The sequence below is a fragment of the Acinetobacter parvus DSM 16617 = CIP 108168 genome, assembly GCF_000368025.1.
GTDB lineage: Bacteria > Pseudomonadota > Gammaproteobacteria > Pseudomonadales > Moraxellaceae > Acinetobacter > Acinetobacter parvus.
This window is the reverse complement of sequence record NZ_KB849211.1, coordinates 161,618-180,138: the sequence shown is the minus strand read 5'-3', so window position 1 is coordinate 180,138 and position 18,521 is coordinate 161,618. Positions and strand designations below refer to the sequence as shown.

22 protein-coding genes and 1 other RNA gene are annotated in these 18,521 nt (G+C 41.0%); 9 read left to right on the top strand and 14 right to left on the bottom strand.

Features of this window, described 5'->3' with window-relative positions; translation table 11 throughout:
- Positions 1 to 153: 153 nt before the first annotated feature.
- Both F988_RS03040 and F988_RS03035 read left to right on the top strand, forming a co-directional pair.
- On the top strand, positions 154 to 588 hold the full coding sequence (locus F988_RS03040; protein ID WP_004680968.1) for an HIT domain-containing protein: 435 nt from the start codon (positions 154 to 156) through the stop codon (positions 586 to 588).
- Positions 589 to 654: 66 nt separating this feature from the next.
- Positions 655 to 2,088, top strand: coding sequence for an adenylate/guanylate cyclase domain-containing protein (locus tag F988_RS03035; RefSeq protein WP_004680967.1), 1,434 nt, complete (start codon positions 655 to 657; stop codon positions 2,086 to 2,088).
- Between the two features lie 62 nt (positions 2,089 to 2,150).
- Here the strand turns inward: F988_RS03035 and fdx are convergent, their stop codons facing one another.
- The 8 genes from fdx to F988_RS02995 form a co-directional block, all read right to left on the bottom strand.
- A complete protein-coding gene (gene fdx / locus F988_RS03030; RefSeq protein WP_004680966.1) occupies positions 2,151 to 2,489 on the bottom strand; it encodes an ISC system 2Fe-2S type ferredoxin in 339 nt (112 codons plus the stop codon).
- A 17-nt stretch (positions 2,490 to 2,506) separates the two neighbouring features.
- Positions 2,507 to 4,366 carry a Fe-S protein assembly chaperone HscA gene (hscA, locus tag F988_RS03025; RefSeq protein ID WP_004680964.1) on the bottom strand — a complete coding sequence of 620 codons (1,860 nt, stop codon included), beginning with the start codon at positions 4,364 to 4,366 and terminating at the stop codon, positions 2,507 to 2,509.
- Between the two features lie 38 nt (positions 4,367 to 4,404).
- Positions 4,405 to 4,923: a Fe-S protein assembly co-chaperone HscB gene (hscB, locus tag F988_RS03020; RefSeq protein ID WP_004680963.1), complete on the bottom strand. Its 519-nt coding sequence runs from the start codon at positions 4,921 to 4,923 to the stop codon at positions 4,405 to 4,407.
- Between the two features lie 83 nt (positions 4,924 to 5,006).
- Positions 5,007 to 5,327: an iron-sulfur cluster assembly protein IscA gene (iscA, locus tag F988_RS03015; protein ID WP_004661460.1), complete on the bottom strand. Its 321-nt coding sequence runs from the start codon at positions 5,325 to 5,327 to the stop codon at positions 5,007 to 5,009.
- Between the two features lie 25 nt (positions 5,328 to 5,352).
- Positions 5,353 to 5,742: a Fe-S cluster assembly scaffold IscU gene (gene iscU, locus F988_RS03010; protein ID WP_004677862.1), complete on the bottom strand. Its 390-nt coding sequence runs from the start codon at positions 5,740 to 5,742 to the stop codon at positions 5,353 to 5,355.
- A 91-nt stretch (positions 5,743 to 5,833) separates the two neighbouring features.
- Positions 5,834 to 7,054 (bottom strand): IscS subfamily cysteine desulfurase, encoded by a 1,221-nt coding sequence (locus F988_RS03005; protein ID WP_004680961.1) that lies wholly within the window; start codon positions 7,052 to 7,054, stop codon positions 5,834 to 5,836.
- A 1-nt stretch (position 7,055) separates the two neighbouring features.
- Complete coding sequence (locus F988_RS03000) at positions 7,056 to 7,529, bottom strand: Rrf2 family transcriptional regulator (RefSeq protein ID WP_004677860.1); 474 nt, start codon at positions 7,527 to 7,529, stop codon at positions 7,056 to 7,058.
- A gap of 107 nt (positions 7,530 to 7,636) precedes the next feature.
- A complete protein-coding gene (locus tag F988_RS02995; RefSeq protein WP_004680960.1) occupies positions 7,637 to 8,275 on the bottom strand; it encodes a hypothetical protein in 639 nt (212 codons plus the stop codon).
- Positions 8,276 to 8,484: 209 nt separating this feature from the next.
- Here F988_RS02995 and F988_RS02990 point away from each other — a divergent pair, with 209 nt between their 5' ends.
- The 3 genes from F988_RS02990 to F988_RS02980 all read left to right on the top strand — a co-directional run bounded on the left by F988_RS02990 (position 8,485) and on the right by F988_RS02980 (position 11,389).
- A complete protein-coding gene (locus F988_RS02990) occupies positions 8,485 to 8,940 on the top strand; it encodes a phasin family protein (protein WP_004677856.1) in 456 nt (151 codons plus the stop codon).
- A gap of 165 nt (positions 8,941 to 9,105) precedes the next feature.
- Positions 9,106 to 9,378, top strand: a complete 273-nt coding sequence (locus F988_RS02985; protein WP_004661469.1) for an HU family DNA-binding protein — start codon at positions 9,106 to 9,108, stop codon at positions 9,376 to 9,378.
- Positions 9,379 to 9,517: 139 nt separating this feature from the next.
- Complete coding sequence (locus F988_RS02980) at positions 9,518 to 11,389, top strand: SurA N-terminal domain-containing protein (protein ID WP_004680959.1); 1,872 nt, start codon at positions 9,518 to 9,520, stop codon at positions 11,387 to 11,389.
- Positions 11,390 to 11,450: 61 nt separating this feature from the next.
- Here the strand turns inward: F988_RS02980 and F988_RS02975 are convergent, their stop codons facing one another.
- On the bottom strand, positions 11,451 to 12,314 hold the full coding sequence (locus tag F988_RS02975; protein ID WP_004680958.1) for a YbgF trimerization domain-containing protein: 864 nt from the start codon (positions 12,312 to 12,314) through the stop codon (positions 11,451 to 11,453).
- Between the two features lie 326 nt (positions 12,315 to 12,640).
- Here F988_RS02975 and ffs point away from each other — a divergent pair.
- Positions 12,641 to 12,737: signal recognition particle sRNA small type (ffs, locus tag F988_RS14295), an RNA gene on the top strand.
- A gap of 10 nt (positions 12,738 to 12,747) precedes the next feature.
- Here ffs and F988_RS02970 read toward each other — a convergent pair.
- From F988_RS02970 to F988_RS02955, 4 genes are all read right to left on the bottom strand, one after another.
- A complete protein-coding gene (locus F988_RS02970; protein WP_004680957.1) occupies positions 12,748 to 13,230 on the bottom strand; it encodes a regulatory protein RecX in 483 nt (160 codons plus the stop codon).
- Positions 13,231 to 13,272: 42 nt separating this feature from the next.
- Positions 13,273 to 14,319: a recombinase RecA gene (gene recA / locus F988_RS02965; RefSeq protein WP_004680956.1), complete on the bottom strand. Its 1,047-nt coding sequence runs from the start codon at positions 14,317 to 14,319 to the stop codon at positions 13,273 to 13,275.
- Positions 14,320 to 14,478: 159 nt separating this feature from the next.
- Positions 14,479 to 14,907: an RNA-binding S4 domain-containing protein gene (locus F988_RS02960; RefSeq protein ID WP_004677846.1), complete on the bottom strand. Its 429-nt coding sequence runs from the start codon at positions 14,905 to 14,907 to the stop codon at positions 14,479 to 14,481.
- The gene (locus F988_RS02955; RefSeq protein ID WP_004680955.1) at positions 14,891 to 15,595 is read right to left on the bottom strand and encodes an HAD-IA family hydrolase; all 705 of its coding nucleotides are present in this window, start codon (positions 15,593 to 15,595) and stop codon (positions 14,891 to 14,893) included. The genes F988_RS02960 and F988_RS02955 overlap by 17 nt, the downstream gene beginning before the upstream one ends.
- Positions 15,596 to 15,606: 11 nt before the next feature.
- Between F988_RS02955 and F988_RS02950 the strand changes: the two genes are divergently transcribed.
- Entirely contained in the window at positions 15,607 to 16,464 is an 858-nt protein-coding gene (locus F988_RS02950) for a 3'(2'),5'-bisphosphate nucleotidase CysQ family protein (RefSeq protein WP_004680952.1), read from the top strand.
- A 55-nt stretch (positions 16,465 to 16,519) separates the two neighbouring features.
- Positions 16,520 to 17,251, top strand: coding sequence for a histidine phosphatase family protein (locus F988_RS02945; protein WP_004680951.1), 732 nt, complete (start codon positions 16,520 to 16,522; stop codon positions 17,249 to 17,251).
- Between the two features lie 118 nt (positions 17,252 to 17,369).
- Here F988_RS02945 and rpsT read toward each other — a convergent pair whose 3' ends face one another.
- Positions 17,370 to 17,636 carry a 30S ribosomal protein S20 gene (gene rpsT, locus F988_RS02940; protein ID WP_004677838.1) on the bottom strand — a complete coding sequence of 89 codons (267 nt, stop codon included), beginning with the start codon at positions 17,634 to 17,636 and terminating at the stop codon, positions 17,370 to 17,372.
- 211 nt (positions 17,637 to 17,847) lie between these two features.
- Between rpsT and F988_RS02935 the strand changes: the two genes are divergently transcribed.
- The gene (locus tag F988_RS02935) at positions 17,848 to 18,513 is read left to right on the top strand and encodes an NAD(P)H-binding protein (RefSeq protein WP_004680950.1); all 666 of its coding nucleotides are present in this window, start codon (positions 17,848 to 17,850) and stop codon (positions 18,511 to 18,513) included.
- Positions 18,514 to 18,521 lie beyond the last annotated feature (8 nt).

The following is an 18,521-nucleotide window of genomic DNA, read 5'->3' as shown; positions in this document are numbered from 1 at the left end:
TAAGAAACCTCTGATTCTATGATGAAAATTATTTATGATGAATTTGGTTAAAATTGCACTTTATTTACATCGAAACATGATGGGAATGATACTCAGTGTACTGGGGATGTGATAGTATTACTCATCATTACAATTTGCGTCATTTATAAAGATATGTTTAGTTTGCATCCACAACTTGCTCAAGATACTTTTTTTGTAGGCGACTTTCCTCTGTCAACATGTCGTTTAATGAATGATATGCAATTCCCTTGGTTAATTCTAATTCCACGTGTGCCAGGGGTTACAGAACTATACGAATTAAGTCAGGCAGACCAAGAACAATTTTTACGTGAATCTAGTTGGTTATCTAGCCAATTAGCACGTGTATTCCGTGCCGATAAAATGAATGTGGCGGCTTTAGGTAATATGGTTCCACAATTGCATTTTCATCACGTCGTGCGTTATCAAAATGATGTAGCTTGGCCTAAACCTGTTTGGGGTACGCCAGCTGTGCCATACAGTAATGAAGTTTTGTCTCACATGCGTCAAACCTTGATGCTTGCTCTGCGTGGTCAAGGCGATATGCCATTTGACTGGCGAATGGATTAATTGAAATGAATTGCCACGCAGCATGCGTGGCTTTTTAATCCTAGATCGGAGTAGGCCGCGGTTTTCATGTACAATTGGATGGAAAGAGATCCTCAACAATTCGAATTTCTGCATCGATTAGTCGGGTATGCAAGTTTATCCCTGATTATGGTGGTCTATCACTACACCTATGCCGATACCAATTATCAAATTTATCTTCCATTTTTTCTCACTTTTTTATTACTGATTATTCCTAAATTTTCACGCTGGCTGCAATATAAATATAGTCATCAAGCTAAGCGTAATATCCTGTTTATTATTGATATTATTGTAGTAGCAGCATGTTTGTCTGCGGTACATCTGAATTTGGTACTTACTTTTGCCGCTTTATTTGCGCTGCTATATACCGCAATTTATATTAAAGTTTCTTTTTTTTTAGTTGCATTGGCATCCTTATTGGCGGTCACAGTTTTTTATATTTGTAATATTTTTATTTTTGGTTTTCATGAGTACTTTGAACAAAGTAGTACCGAACTGACCATTTTATCTTTCCTGTGCATGATTTTTTATTTTGGTATGGGCAGTGCATATCAAGCGCAGCGAATTCGTTTCACGATGGCAAAAAAAGACCATTATTATAGCCAAATGAACCGTTATATGGAGTTTGCCAATCAGTTAAGCCGCTATGCACCATTGCAGCTTTGGCAATCTATTATGAAAGGGGAATCTGAAGCAAAAATTGAATATAAACGTAAGAAAATGACGATTTTCTTTTCAGATATTCAGGGTTTCACAGAGCTTTCTGAAACCTTAATTCCAGATGATTTAGCATTTTTACTCAATGATTATTTGAGTCACATGACTGAAATTGCCAAGCAGTATGAGGCAACCGTGGATAAGTTCATGGGGGATGCGATTTTAATTTTCTTTGGAGACCCCAATACTCAAGGCGTAGAACAAGACGCAAAAACCTGTGTAGAAATGGCAATTGCCATGCGCCAGCAAATGAAACTTTTGCGTGAACGCTGGAAGAAAATGGGCTATCCAGCCCTGCACATCCGCATGGGAATCAGTACAGGTTATTGCCACGTTGGGAACTATGGTGCTTCACACCGTATGGCCTATACCATTGTAGGGCGTGATGTAAATCTGGCAGCGCGTTTACAGTCTGCGGCTGAAGTGGATGAAATACTAATTGCGGATGACACACATCAGTTGATTAAAAATGAATTTCTATGTGTGCCTAAAGTACCAATTTACTTAAAAGGCATTCAGGGGCCCGTAAAAACTTGGCAGGTGATGGAAAAATTCACTGGCAAGAAATCAGATACCCAAAAATGGTTTGATTTTGAGTACAAAGGTTTTCATTTGGTACTTAATTTAGAGGAAGTACAAAATTATGAATATCCTGAACTGGTTGAAATTCTTGAAAAAATGATAGACCGAATTAAAAAGCAACAGAAAATTACCAATGCACAGGGAATTCCAAAACTGACGTTGGATGATGAGATTAGACAATAATCCAGATTTATTCTTGAATAAAAAACTCCTCTAATAAAGAGGAGTTTTTTGATGGATAAAGCTTAGTGATTTTCCGAAGCATGATTAATCGTATATTTCGGAATTTCAATTTCTAAGTCTTCATCAACGATCTCAACCTGACATGACAGGCGAGAGTCAGGCTCTAAACCCCATGCACGATCAAGTAGATCTGCTTCAACATCGTTCATTTCTTCAAGGCTATCGAATCCTTTACGAACAATCACGTGGCAAGTCGTACATGCTGCAGACATGTCGCAAGCATGTTCAATTTTAATGCCTTGTTTTAATAAACTTTGGCATAAATTGGCATTTTGTTCGACTTCAAATTCTGCACCTTCTGGGCAAATTTGTGCATGAGGAAGAACTTTAATACGTGGCATATTGATCACCTATACCTTTAGTTTGAGTTTGACCAATCTTCAAGTTTCGTACCTTTTAAGGCATGGTCAATATGTCGATTCATACGCAACGCGGCAAAGGCATCACTGTGAATTTTAAGCTGTTGAACAGCCTGTTCAATTGCTGCAAGCTCATCGGTTTTAAGGCGAGCTTTTAACGCTTCAGCAGCAAGAATTAGATCTCGTGCTTGTTGCTGAGAGAGTAAGTCAGTATCTGCTTTTAACGCTTGTTCTAAAGCTTCCAACTCACGTTGTGCTTCCACTTTTGTTTCTTGCAGATGGCGCAATTGTTTGTCTTCTTCAGCATGTTGGAAACCTTCAACCAAGAGGCGTTCAGTATCCGCTGCAGATAGACCATAAGATGGTTTGATATCAATTTGCGCTTGAACACCAGAAGTGGTTTCTTTCGCAGATACTGTCAGTAAGCCATCCGCATCAACTTGGAAGGTCACTTCAATACGTGCTTGACCCGCAGTCATTGGTGGGATGCCATGTAAAACAAAGCGACCCAATGAACGACAATGCTCGACTAAATCACGTTCACCTTGTACCACATGAATCAACATCGCGGTTTGGCCATCTTGATAAGTGGTAAATTCTTGACGGCGAGCGACTGGAATTGCTGTGTTTCGTGAAATCAAACGTTCAACCAATCCACCCATGGTTTCTAGACCAAGAGAAAGTGGCGTGACATCAAGCAGTAATGAACCATCTTGACTGTTGCCAATGAGCTGGTTGGCGGTAATAGATGCGCCAATTGCAACGACTTCATCAGGATTGATCGTACAGAGTGGTTCACGTTCAAATAATTCGCGTACAGCTTTTTGTACGGCATATGAACGTGTTGAACCACCTACTAAAACCACATGTTCGATTTCATCGAGTTCAAGTTTAGCATCACGCAGTACACGTTTACATACACTCATGGTTTTATCGAGTGCAACTTGAATAATCGATTCAAAGGTCGGACGATCTAAAGTGAGACGATCATCCAGTAATTTTAATTCAGCAGCTTCATGATCTGTTAAGTATTCTTTGGCTTGACGCGCTGCCACAATAAAAACAGCATATTCTTCATCGCTTAAAGTTTCGATATTAAGCTGTTTTTTTGCCCATTTTACGATTAAGCGGTCAAGGTCATCACCACCAAGCGCGGTATGTCCACCAGTCGCAAGAACTTCAAAAACACCTTGTGAGAAACGTAGGATGGAGACGTCAAAAGTACCGCCCCCTAAATCGTAAATCACATAATTACGGTCTGTACTGAGATTGGTATCTTGGTCTAATCCATAGGCAACCGCGGCAGCCGTTGGTTCATTCAACAAACGTAAAACATTCAAACCTGCAAGTTGAGCAGCATCACGTGTCGCTTGGCGTTGTGCTTCATCAAAATATGCTGGAACAGTGATCACTGCACCGTTGATAGGGTTGTTGAGGCTTGCTTCGGCACGATCTTTTAACTGCTTTAAAATGTCTGCAGAAATTTCGACAGGCGTTTTACGACCAGCAGCAGTTTGAAATGCTGGCATCTCATTTTCTGCACCAACAAGTGTATACGGATGCTGAAATTTGATATCTGCTTGCGAGCGACCCATAAAACGTTTTACTGAAACAACAGTATTTTTGGGGTCAGTCATCATAAACGGCTTGGCTTCATAACCAAACGTCGTTGAATCTTTTGCGTAATGAACAATCGACGGTAGTAATACACGATCTTTGTCATCTTGCAGAACTTTCGGTTTTCCCGATAGCACTGTCGCCACTAAAGAGTGGGTTGTCCCTAAGTCAATGCCGATCGCAATACGATGTTGATGCGGAGCAGTAGATTGACCTGGTTCAGCAATTTGCAAAAGTGCCATGCGTGCGGTATCCCTTGAAAATATTTGGTAACAGCGGATTAAAAATCATCATCGAGATCGAAGCCATCTTCTTCGTCCAACATACGATCTTCGGCTTTATCAATATCATTCATGACACGTTGAAAAAAACGTAGTTTACGAACGGTATCACGAGCCTCAGCCCAATCTTCTTCAGCAAAATCGATTTTAAATTCACGAACTAAACCGTCAATCCATTGCTGAACTTCAACTTTTAAAGTACTAAGTTGCTCGGTGGAGGTGGCTTCGTCAAGCTGTTCACGCATTTCGAGTGCAGATTGTAAAAATTCAAAATCGCTAATGGACTGATCCAAGTGATGATCTTGTTTTTTTAAGCCAAGTAAATACGCCGCACGACTATCAACTTGTGAGAGTACTTTATACGCTTGATTGATTTCACTCGACTTGATCAATGCTTGATCTTTGTCAGTGGCTTTATCGGGATGATATTGCTGTTGCAAACTTAAAAATTGTTTTTTTAAAGCTGCTAAATCTATATCGAGTGCTTCTGGTAATTGGAACAACTCAAAATGATTCATGGGAGATGAATTCCGCTATTAATAAATACGTTAAAACAGTGCGGAACACACTGTTTTGACGAAAAGAAAGAGGGTGTTGCTAGTTAGACGGTAAATGATTCACCGCAACCACATTCACCTTTTTGGTTAGGGTTGTTAAATTCAAAGCCTTCATTCAAACCATTTTTCACATAATCCATCTCTAAACCATTGAGATAAACAAGGCTTTTAGGGTCAACAAAAACTTTAACACCGAGTTGCTCAAACACTTGATCATGTGTATCGATATCATCGACAAACTCAAGTACATAGGCCAACCCAGAACAACCCGAAGTTTTCACACCAATACGAATGCCTTCACCCTTACCGCGGTTTTGCAGGTAATTGCTGATGTGAGTCGCAGCATTTTCAGTTAAATGGATCATGAAAACTCCAATATTATTTCGGTCATCACACAGCTTTCGCTTTCTTACCACGATAGTCTTCAATCGCAGCTTTAATTGCATCTTCAGCCAAGACAGAGCAGTGTACTTTTACTGGTGGAAGTGCAAGTTCAGTCGCGATATCAATGTTTTTGATCGCTTGAGCTTCATCAAGCGTTTTACCTTTTAACCATTCGGTTACCAGTGAACTTGATGCGATTGCAGAACCACAGCCATAAGTCTTGAAGCGAGCTTCTTCAATTACGCCATTGTCATCGACTTGAATTTGTAAACGCATCACGTCGCCACATGCAGGTGCGCCGACCATACCTGTACCTACGTTTTCTGCATTTTTGTCTAATACACCAACATTACGAGGGTTTTCGTAATGATCAATTACCTTTTCACTATAAGCCATGTCGCTTCTCCAAACCTCGGGGTCAGCCTAATATTAATATGAGGGTTAAAACACTGTTTTCAATGAAGAGTTCAATTCAAACTCCAATGAATTAGTGTTCAGCCCATTCAACTGTTGAAAGGTCGATACCTTCTTTATACATATCCCAAAGCGGAGAAAGTTCACGTAATTTCTCAACAGCAGCTTTGGTAATTGTTAACACATGATCAATATCTGCTTCAGTTGTATATTTACCAAAACTAAAACGAATTGAACTATGTGCTAATTCATCGGATAAACCTAAAGCACGTAATACATATGACGGCTCTAATGTTGCAGATGTACATGCTGAACCACTTGATACTGCAAGATCTTTTAACGCCATCATTAATGATTCACCTTCAACGAAGTTAAAGCTGACATTAAGATAGTTTGCAACGTTCTCAGTCGGATGACCATTCAAGAACACTTGCTCAAGGTCTTGTTGGAAGCCATTCCAAAGTTTGTCACGTAGGTGGCGAAGACGCTCTTGTTCTGCTTGCATGGTTTTTCCAGCAATTTCGAAAGCTTCACCCATACCTACAATTTGATGAGTTGCTAAAGTACCAGAACGCATACCGCGCTCATGACCACCACCATGCATTTGTGCTTTTAAGCGAACACGTGGGCTACGGCGGACAAATAGAGCACCAATTCCTTTAGGGCCATAAATTTTATGACCAGAGAAGCTCATTAAATCAATTTTCATGGTTGAAAGATCGATTTCAACTTTACCAGCTGCCTGTGCAGCATCAACGTGTAAGAATGTTTTATTCGCACGTGTTAGCTCGCCAATAGCTGCTACGTCAGTAATCGTACCGATTTCATTGTTCACCATCATGAGCGATACAAGAATGGTATCTGGACGTAAAGCTGCTTTCACCATTTCAGGCGTAATTAAACCTGTACGTGGTTCGGGTTCTAAATAAGTAATTTCAAAACCTTGTTCTTCTAGCTCGCGGCAAGTATCTAACACAGCTTTGTGTTCGATTTTACTGGTAATGATGTGTTTGCCTTTTGAACCGTAGAATTGGGCAATTCCTTTAAGTGCCAGGTTGTCAGATTCAGTTGCACCTGAAGTCCAGACGATTTCACGAGGATCAGCCTTGATCAGATTGGCCACTTGCTCACGGGCATATTCAACTTTTTCTTCAGCCTGCCAGCCATAAGCATGTGAGCGTGAGGCAGGGTTACCAAAAGTCCCTTCGAAAGTTAAGCATTCCATCATACGTTCTGCAACTTCAGGAAGTAATGGTGTTGTTGCTGCATAATCAAGATAAATTGGGCGTTTCATGTCAAATACCTGTAACCGATAGAAAGGCTGAATCGAGACTTACTGAATTCTGGCGAATGGCAACAGTTTGAACGTTGTCACGGGAAATCAGGTCAGCAAGATTGATTTTTGCAAGATAATCGGCAATATGGTGGGAGAGTTCTTGCCATAAGTCATGCGTTAAGCACATTGCACCATTTTGGCAGTTGCCTTTGTGGTCACAACGAGTCGCATCGACCGTTTCATTTACAGCTTCAATAATTTCTAGTACGGTGATTTCACTGGCATGTCGTGCAAGGTGATAACCACCATTTGCACCACGAACACTTGAAACTAACCCGTGACGCTTAAGTTTTGCAAATAACTGTTCCAAATAAGCGACTGAAATGGATTGGCGAGCTGCTATTTCCGCAAGCGTGATTGTTTGTTCAGTTGGCTGCAAAGCTAAATCAAGTAGAGCAGTCACTGCGTAACGACCACGAGTTGTAAGACGCATAATTCGATACACATGATTAGACTAGATGACTAAATTTTATGAATTCCGACTAAAATAGTCAAGTTTTAAATCGTCATTATGCGTGTGAAAAGTAAAATATTATGAAATTATTGTATCCACATATTATAAACAAAAAAGGCAATAAAAATAAAGCTCAATACAGCAAAGCCAATATTGATCAGGCGCTGGCGTTTTTGCATGCGGTGAATACGGTTCTGGTATTGTTTTGCTTCAACCAGCAAAGTGTTGATTTCAGAACGTTGCTGGTCAATTTTATCAAGCAGTGGGGTAATGCGCTGTTGGGAAGCAACGGCTTCCGCATCATTTTCAAAGTGGTTGAACCATTCACGCCAGTTGACCAAAATTCTGGACAGGGTGAGGTGCTGTAATACATCGGTCAGGTCTGTGGTAAGTTCGGGCTTACCCATAATCCGCATATTGTATAGACTTTGCTGATTGCTAAAGATGAAAATTTTAATTAGGTCAATCAGTGTGGTGTTGATCTCGACATCAATTGTACGATCATTGGCGGCAAGGTCGAATAAAATGCCTTTTTCAGTGAACTGAATGTAAAAATCAAAGAAAGGGATGTAGCTGTTTATCCTGATCGTGGTTTTTTTCTGGATCAGTTTCTGTGCCTGTAAGCGCAGGGTGGCATCGTGGGTTAAAATAAAGGAAAAAAAAGTCTCTAAAGCAATCAATGTCACATTTAGCCATAAATGTTTGGATTTTGAGCTTTCGTTCATTGATTGATTTTTCCTTACCAATATCGCTATAAAACAACAAGACTTGTAAGCCTGATCATCCTTACTCAATTATTAAAAATAATTTACAGGTCTTTGTTGCTTTGTAGAACAGTTTTATAAAACGATCAAGTCTTAATTTTGATATTATAAAATCATTTTTATGGTTAAATACCACATACTGTTTGTAAAGTGCTTGGGAGCAATGGTCAATGGATAACTCGAACATAGAAAATCCGAATGAAGAAGCTGAGGTAAAAACTAAGCCAAAATCAAAGAGTTCGAAGAAATCTGCACTCGATTTCAAAAAGTATACACAACAAATCTGGCTGGCAGGTTTGGGAGCTTTTTCACGCGCCGAAGAAGAGGGAAATAAATTATTTGACTCTCTGGTCAAGGTGGGTGAAGAGCTAGAATCCAAGACTGTAGATTTTGCTGATAACACCGTTGGAAAAGTGACTGAGAAAGCCAAAGAGTCGGTGACTGACACCAAAGACAAGGTGGAAAAAATTCTGGATACAGGTGTGAATCATTCGTTGAATCGTATTGGTCTAGTCACTCCAAAAGATCTCCAGCATATCGAGCAACTTTTAGTTCAGCTACATATTAAAGTAGATGCATTGATTGAAGAAAATAATCAATTAAAGAGTAAATTGAATAAAAAGTAAAAAATATAGGCACTCGTCTGTTTATGTGGTTTTTGAGTATTTATTTTTGCTAAAAGGTCTTTCTGGTATTGCGTTCTCCCCTAAAGCATTGCTATAAAGGCGGCATGGCCTTTTAAACTATAGCCTTGGATCTTAACAAACGATATTAAGAGGATGTTTTTTATCATGAATAAATCAGAATTAATTGATGCGATTGCTGAAAAAGGGGGAGTATCTAAGTCGGATGCTGGTAAGGCACTCGATGCAACGATTGCGTCAATCACTGAAGCACTTAAAAGCGGTGATACGGTTACTTTAGTTGGTTTTGGTACATTTAGCGTTAAAGAACGTGCTGCACGTACTGGTCGCAATCCTAAAACGGGTGAAGAGCTTCAAATTAAAGCAAGCAAAGTGCCTAGCTTTAAACCAGGTAAGGGTTTGAAAGATTCAGTTGCGTAATCTTTTTAAATCAATAAACGCACCGTTTCGGGTGCGTTTTTTATTTATTGAATGAAAAATTTGCTTTGAGCCGTATTCTGCATTCATTCGCTTTGTTTTTTCAGTTAAAATTGCCCCGAAATAAAATATTGGAATTCTTATGGAATCGTTTCGTACAGTCATTAAGGGTTGGCTTGGCAAAGTCCTGTTAGTTTTGTTTTTGACCCCTTTGGCACTTGTAGGTATTGAAGGATATTTTAGTGGTAGCAATAAGGCAGACGTTGCGAAATCGGTTAACGGTCAGGATATTTCTAATAAAGAATTAGAAAGCGCAACCAAAAATTATAAAGATCAATATTTATCATTGGTTAAGGGTGATGAATCACTGCTCAACCTGCCTGTGATTCAGCAAAAGGCACTGGATGCGCTGGTTGCGCGTAGCTTGCTTTTGCAGCAGGCCGAAAAACTCGGTATTTCTTTAAGCGATGTACAGCTTGAGCAAATGTTGGCGCAACAGCCGAGTTTTCAGGAAAATGGCAAGTTTTCCCAGCAGCTCTATGAAAATTACCTGCGTTCAGTGGGCATGACCAATCAGGGGTTGATTGCCAGCCTACGTCAGGACCATGCCTTGAAAATGATTTCAACCACCTTGATGGATTATGCATTGGTGAGTCAGTCAGACCTACAGCAATTGGCTAACTTGCAGACAGAACAGCGTACCCTGCATTTGGCAAGCATCAAGCTGGATGATTATAAAAAGGGTGTAACTGCTTCCAGTCAGGAAATCACAGATTACTACAACAAGCATAAAAATGAATTCAAGCAGGTTGCAAGTGTTGATGTAGATTATGTGGTTTTAAGCCCAGCATTACTTCCTGCGACCAATCTTGCAGTAACAGATGCCGATTTACAGCAAGCTTATAAAGCATTTGTTGAAAAACAGCAAAAAGATGTAAAACGTCAAGTTAAACATATTTTGATCACCACGGATGCCCGTGATGATGCTGCGGCTCAAAAGCTTGCCAATGAGGTCTATGCAAAAATTCAGGCAGGCATGACATTTGCTGATGCCGCTGCTCAGTTTTCTGATGATCCAGGCTCTAAAACTCAGGGCGGTTTGGTGGCGACCTATGCACCAGGTGTTTTCTCAACTGATTTTGACAATGCAGTCAATGCATTAAAGAATGGTGAAATTTCAAAACCTGTTAAAACCCAATATGGTTATCACATTATTGAAGCAAATTCTCCAATGGTGAAATTGCCATCGTTTGAATCAGAAAAGGTACGTTTAACTGCTGAAGTTGAGAAAACCAAACTGGCGAATCTATTCAGTGATACGGTCAATAGCCTGAATGAAATGGTAGTTGGTAGTGATTCTCTGGATGCGGTTGCACAGGAAGTAAAAGGTGCTCGTGTTGAATCTGTTAAGGGTGTAACCTTAACCACTGATAACCCATATTTGAGCGATTTGAATGTTAAGGCCAAATTGTTTAATGATGATGTGAAGAATGGTGATCGTAACGCATCTTCAAATATTCAGTTGGCAAATGGCGATACCATCTGGATTAAGGTTCGTGACTATCATCCAGCAGGGATCAAGCCATTGGCACAGGCCACAGCAGAAGTAAAGGCGAAAGTGGTTGAAGAGAAAGCCTATAAGGCTGCTCAGGCAAAAATTGCCAGCATCCTTGCTGATTTTAAAACGCAACCTGCGGCGCAGGTGGTTGCAAAATCACAGGTAACTTTTGAAGATGCAGGTACATATGCACGTTCTCAGGGCTTAAAGCGTGCGATTGAGCGTGCAGCATTTAGTATCCCAGCACCGAGCAAAGAGGGTATGTGGTCTGCTACAACAGCTAAACTGCCAAATGAACTGGTGATTGTTGCTGTTTCCAATGTGAACACCAGTATTGCGAGTGAGTTGCCACCAGAACAAATGCATGAGTTGAGCAAACTCTATCAACAGTTCCGTGGTCAACAGATTTTGGAAGACTATACTGAATATTTAAAATCCAAGGCGAAGATCAAATGAGTTTGTTCTAAGCATAAAAAGCCAGTTTTCATCAACTGGCTTTTTTATTGGAAGAGGTTGGTTATTTTTTTTGAATAAATTTCGCTTCCTCAGATTGAGGATACTTGTTAAGCAACTTGGCCTTATACTGGTTTGCCAAGGCTGTATTTTTATCTACATCTTTTGCAATGCTATACAGCTGATAAACTGCACGTGAAGCTTTTGCAGAGTTAGGATAGCGTGTGGCAACAATATTGTAATTCTGCTTGGCTGCCTTATAGTCCACAGGCTCAACAGCTAAATAGAACTCAGCCAGCCAAAAATAGGCATTGCCCACATAAATACCATTCGGGTGGTTTTTAATAAAGTTTTGCATTGGCTCAATTGCCTTTTTAGCGCCACCTTGTTTATATGCATCTAATGCAACCGTATAAGCTGCTTTTTCGAGTTCAATCTGGTTATTGGTGGTGTTTGTTGTTGCCGTATTTGTCTGTGGCTGCACAGCAGCACGGGCCTGTGTCTGGGCTGGAGGTTTAGGTGTCACATCCGCTACTGGAGGCGGGGTGGGTGTTATTGGGGTTGCTGTCCGCTCTGTTCCAGCCTGAGCGGTATCTGTAGCACCATTTTCTTCGGTATTTTCTTCTGGTGGATCAATTTTCTGTGAAAGTAGCTCCAGACGCTGGTCTAAATCTGTATAGCGGTTTGCAAGCTCTTTCTTGAGTTGTTCAATCGCATTGTCATGTTCTTCTAACTGGCCGCGTAATTTACGAATTTCTTCTTCAAGTTTTTGATTCTTTTGCATGATTTCCCAGTTTAAACTTGGAGAACCTGCAACGACGTTATTGGCTTGCTGTTGGCTTAGGGCACGAGATTCAATCGGGACATTGGCATATAAATGCGTACTGCTGAGTAGCGCAATAAAAAGTATAGAATGCTTTTTTAGCATGAAAATTCATCCATAAAGTTGAAAAACAAAGCTGTGGGCGAACAAGTCTTCATTTTTTACTTGCAACACACCGAATACACGTTTTTGATTTAGCCATTAAAACAGCAACTCGTTTAAATGCAATAAGCATTTACAATCTTCAAGCACTTTTGAAGAGAATTAGAGAGCTGTTGTTTAATGTTTATACAGCTTTTAAGTCGGTTATAAAGATATAGTGGCAGTATTGATGAGGAATTAGGCAGTTGAATTAAAAACTTACTGAAAAACAGAGACAAGTCTTGCAACTCAGGTAAAAATCTCTATACTTTGTCAGGCAATGGTAGCCCTACTGGTAGCTTCGCAATTGTACTCTACGAACCCCGCCAGGACCGGAAGGTAGCAACGGTAGTAGAACTATGATGTGCCGAAGTCATGCTGGTAGGGTTGCCACCAATCACTCTTCTTCGCTCGTTCGGGCAACCGCTTTCATAATTACATCCATATCAAAGCCACGGTATTGTAAAAACCGAATTTGTTTTGCCTTTGTTTTTGGATCCTTGGTTACAGCCTCTCCAAATTTTTTAACCTTGAGCTGATACGCCTGTTCATACCAGTCAATATCTTGAAGTTCTTCGGTAATCAATTCAGTATCGAGCTGCTTGGCCTTTAATGTCTGTTTGATGCGTTGTAAGCCTTTTCCCTTGCGAATTTGGCTGGCCAAAGTCTGTTCGGCAACGCGTTGGTCACTCTGATAGTTTTGCCCAGCTAATTCCTCCACCAGATTTGCCACCTCATCAGGATGAACTGCATATTGATTGAGTTTTGTGATTAACTCCGCTTGTGAGTAGTCACGGCGGGTCAGTAGGGCAAAGGCATAAGAGCGTAGTCTCTGACCTGTCAGGGTTTTGGGCTTTTCAGCTTTTTCTGAATTCAACATATTTTCCTCATGAAACAAAAACGCCCCGTAGGGCGTTCTAGCTTAGTTTTCTAACAAGTCTGGTTCTTCTGCATCTTCAGTTTGTGCGGCTTCATTATTGTTTTTGGTGAGAAGTTGCTCACGAATAAGCTTTTCAATTTCCTGAGCCATTTGTGGGTTTTCTTCAAAATGACGAATCACGTTATTTTTACCCTGACCAATTTTGTTGCCTTGATAAGAGTACCATGCACCCGCCTTTTGTACGATTTCCTGCTGTACCGCAAGGTCTACAAGTTCACCGAGTTGGTTGGTGCCTTTGCCATACATAATCTGGAACACTGCTTCACGGAAAGGAGGCGCCATTTTGTTCTTCACAACCTTAACCCTGGTTTCAGAACCCACAATTTCATCGCCCTCCTTAACCTGTCCAATACGGCGAATGTCCAGACGTACAGAAGCATAGAACTTAAGTGCGTTACCACCTGTTGTGGTTTCAGGGCTACCGAACATTACACCAATCTTCATACGAATCTGGTTAATGAAGATCACCATACAGTTGGAGCGTTTTGCATTACCCGTGATTTTACGTAATGCCTGACTCATCAAGCGTGCCTGCAACCCCATATGTGAGTCACCCATTTCGCCTTCAATTTCAGCTTTAGGGGTTAACGCCGCAACAGAGTCGACAACGATTAAGTCAATTGCACCTGAACGAACCAGCATGTCGGCAATTTCCAACGCCTGTTCACCATGGTCTGGTTGTGATACCAGCAGGTTGTCAATATCCACGCCTAATTTACGCGCATACTGCGGGTCTAGGGCATGTTCCGCATCAATAAAGGCACAGGTGCCACCATTTTTTTGACACTGTGCAATCGCCTGTAATGTCATGGTGGTTTTACCTGAAGATTCAGGACCATAAATCTCAATGATACGGCCTTTTGGTAATCCGCCAATGCCGAGTGCGATATCCAGTGTTAAGGAACCTGTAGAGACAGCTTCAACTGCCTGTACTGTATTGTCACCGAGGCGCATCACCGTATTTTTACCAAACTGTTTCTCAATCTGGCTTAATGCAGCTTGTAACGCCTTGTTTTTATTATCATCCATCTCAAAACCTCAAAACTTTATCTTCTTAACGACTAACCCAAGTGGATGTATTGAATCTCAACTTGTTGGGACTTGGGTATAGTGGCAGATTCTCATTGTTTATTCTACATCTGATCCGTGTCTGTACGACACAAGATGACGCATCCATTATTGTAAAAATTACTCGTCATGGTAAGACCATGATTGAGCATTTTCATGTTTAAAACGATTGATATCACGACGGTCTTTTTTACTTGGTCGGTGATCTGGTCGGGCTAGATTATGCATTTTTCGCTGTGAGGCATGCAACTCCCGACGTTCAATACTTTCTGCTGTTTCTTCATAAAGCTGCTGGGCAATTGGTGCGCCACCACGAACCGCAGAAAGAGCCTTGATGATTACGGTTTTTTTCTCAAAACCCTGCTGGATGGTGAGTTCCATACCAATGCGCACGTCTTTGGATACCTTGACGCGTTCATTCTGGTGATGGACTTTACCGCCCTCTATGGCAGCCTTGGCAAGGGAGCGTGTCTTAAAAAAACGCGCTGCCCAAAGCCATTTATCAATGCGCATGGCATCCATGCTTGCTGGTTCATGCTGTTTTTGCATCTGTATCCTGTAGTTTAATTTCAAGATAATCGACAAGTTCAGTGAGATGGTCGAGTGCAGGGTAAGGAAGTTCTGTTGCCGCTCTTGCAGGCTTTGCACTTGAGGGCTGTAGAATACTGAATAGTTGAGCGATGCCAAAGTCTTCTGCACCTTTGAGTACCGCAATGGTGTCATCCACAAAAACAGCTTGGGCTGGATTAAAGGGATGCAGTTGTTGTAGCTTTTGCCAAAATGCAACTTCCTCCTTGGCATGTCCCAGTTCCTCACTGCTGACCATTACTTCAAAATAGGGGCTTAACTCGATATTTTCAAGTTTAAGCTGTAGCCCTGCGTGGTCAGCATTGGTCAGTAACCAGCAGCGATAGCCCCGATTTTTGAGTTGTTGCAAAAGTTGATGACAGCCTATACGGGCACGAATTCTTTCACGATGTTCGTATTGGAGTTGTAATACATCAACACCAACTTTCGCCGTCCAGTAAGCCGAAGAATACCAAGATAGTGTATGCTTATGCTGTTGGTAGAACTGAAACAGGGTTTGTTGGCTCTGTTGCAGACTGCATTGATGGACCTGGGCATGTCGCTCTGGCAAACAATGATTCCAGATGAAATCGTCAAAGGCTAAATCAAGTAAAGTGCCATCCATATCAAAGAATATGATGGGTTGCTGCTGTAAATCTGAATATGACATAAGGTTGATCTATGTTTATTAAAACGCTTGCCCCACAGGATCAGTTGATTTCGCAACTTGTGCCAATCATGGCGCAGGCAAGTCAAATATTGCTGGAAGAATACCAAAGTTATTGTGCAGGTTGCGAGTTTAATATTCAGGAAAAAAGTGATGATTCACCTGTGACACAGGCTGACCTCAAGATAAACCGTTTTTTATTAAAGCACTTGGCGGAAATAACCCCCGATTTGCCTGTATTGTCAGAAGAAAGTGATTATTCTGCCCGAGCTGCATGGCAACGTTGCTGGATGCTTGATCCTCTTGATGGAACCAAGGAGTTTATTCATGAACGTGATGAATTTACCATCAACCTGAGCCTGATTGAAGACAGTCAAACTACTTTCGCGATTATTGCGGTGCCGTGTGAACAGGTGATGTATATCGGTTATACCTCACAGCAGCCTTATAAATACAGTTTTAGCCGCCAGCAATGGTCGCAGTACCAGATTGAAGAACATGTGGCTGAAGCAGCAATTCAAATTGGCCTGAGTCATCATAGTAAGAATCCAAAATACAAAAACTTTATTGAACAGATTTTGCGGTATCGTGAGGTTATTCGTCGTGAGGCGGGCAGCGCCTATAAATTCTGTATGATGCTGGAGGGGGAAATTGATATTTATCCGCGCTTTCATCCAACCTCTGAATGGGACACCAGTTCAGGACAGGCTTTTCTGGAAAGTATTGGTGGTGGTTTGATGACGCTGGATGGCAAGCCATTTCAGTACAACCAGCGTGAGACTGTGCTGAACAAGGGTTTTATCGCCTTTAGAGATCAGGATTGCAAAAAAATTGCTTATGATGCCTTGAGTCATTCAGGCATTTTAGATTGAGAGTTGAGCAGCTCATGGTATAGTGGGCTAAATTCTTATCTTTTATAATTGTAATATGGCCCTGCATTTATTGCCAAAAAGTATGTTTGAAGCAATTGATTTACTTCCCAATGCTTCAACCCCAGTGACTTTATTTACCCGCCACTCGCTGCGTGAGCTGGTAAATGGTCAGGGCTTGGCAAGCTATGATCTACAGTTGACTGAACAGGGGCGGGAGCTTGCCTATGCATGGGGGCAGTATTTAATTCAGAATACAGATCGGGCCATTCAGCACTGTATTTCAAGCCCAATCCAGCGTTGCGTGGATACCGCCGCATTGATGATAGAGGGTGCGGATCGCACCCATAAAGTGGTTAATACCCATACCATTGAAATTGTTGAACAGCGTTTGCTGGTTGAACCAGGCAGCTTTGTACTGGATATTCAGCAGGCTGCGCCCTATTTCCGTAAACAAGGTGCATTAGGGTTTATTAATAGTTTTGTGAACAATGCTTTGCCTGGTATGAAACATCCAATTACAGGCGTTTTTGATGTTCTGGAGCTGTTATATCATACCCATCCGACGCAACATCAGGGTTTAAGCTTGGCTGTTAGCCACGACACCATTCTTGCTGCGATTGTTGCTGTTATTTCAGGTAACAAACAAATTGAACAGTCCGATTGGCCTGACATGATGGAGGGGCTGTTTGTCTGGTTTGAGGGAGAGGATTTTAGCAATAGTAAGCTAAAATGGATTTGGCGTGGTCAAAAGCATGAACTGGTCATTAAAGATTTTCAGAATAAATAAGACTTTTGAAAAGTATGATTTAATTGTGCAATTTAAAATTAACAAACTACTAACGTTGCATTAGTAAATTGAAGATAATAAAAAAGCCCGAAAATCGGGCTTTTTTACATGCATCAAATTAGTTAGCTAAAGCTTTAATTTGAGCGTTTAAGCGGCTCTTGTGACGAGCAGCTTTATTTTTGTGGATGATGCCTTTATCAGCCATACGGTCGATTACAGGAACAGCTTTTTTGTAAGCTTCTGTAGCAACACCATAATCACCAGCAGCGATTGCATTTACTGTACGTTTGATGTAAGTACGAACCATAGAACGCAAGCTTGCGTTGTGTTTGCGTGCTTTAACGTTTTGACGAGCACGTTTTTTAGCTTGAGCAGAGTTTGCCACTCGTGCACTCCTTGAAAATAAGTTGGTCTGGGCGGGCTGAAGTTTAAACCAACAAAATTGGAAACATTCACCAGCCCGTAAACAAGTGCCATATTTTGAGGAAACTACGTCGCGAAGTCAAGCCTTGTAATGTGTTTAACTACATTTAACAGGTGATAATCTTGCAAGAAAACGTTACATTAACCCTAGTTATAACTTGAGTGATATAAAAATGAAAAGAGGTGATAAAAAAGCAATTGTGATTGGTGCAACGGGTCTGGTTGGCCAGGCCTTGGTGGAACGGTTGCAACAATCAGATGATTTTAGTTTAATCACGGTTGTGGTGAGAAAAAATTCAGATATATTAAAATCTTATAGTAAAGTAACACAGCTTATTCTGGAAGATTTTCTTTTGTTGAATGATGAGGACGTCAGTTCACATACCCATGCGTTTAGCTGCTTGGGAAGCACCATTAAACAGGCGGGTTCAAAAGAAAAATTTTATGCAATTGATTATGAAATCAATGCACACTTTGCTGATCTGGTTCAGGATAAAAATATTCATTTATTGGTTGTCAGTGCCTTGGGAGCGAATGCTAAATCGCCAATTTTCTACAATAAGGTAAAGGGTGAACTGGAACAATATCTCAAAAGCCTCTCAATTTATAAACTTTCAATTTTCCAGCCTTCATTGTTGATTGGTAAGCGCAGTGAAGTAAGGGTGTTGGAAGATATGGCTCAGACCGTATATAAACTGGTCGAAAAAGCTTGGACCAAGCCGTTTAAAGTTAAGCCTGTATCAGCTGAACAATTGGCGCATACTATGCTGGTCGCAGCCCAGACCCAATCAGCTGCATTTAAGCTGTATGATAATTTGAGTATACAACAAACCCAATAATGGAGAAC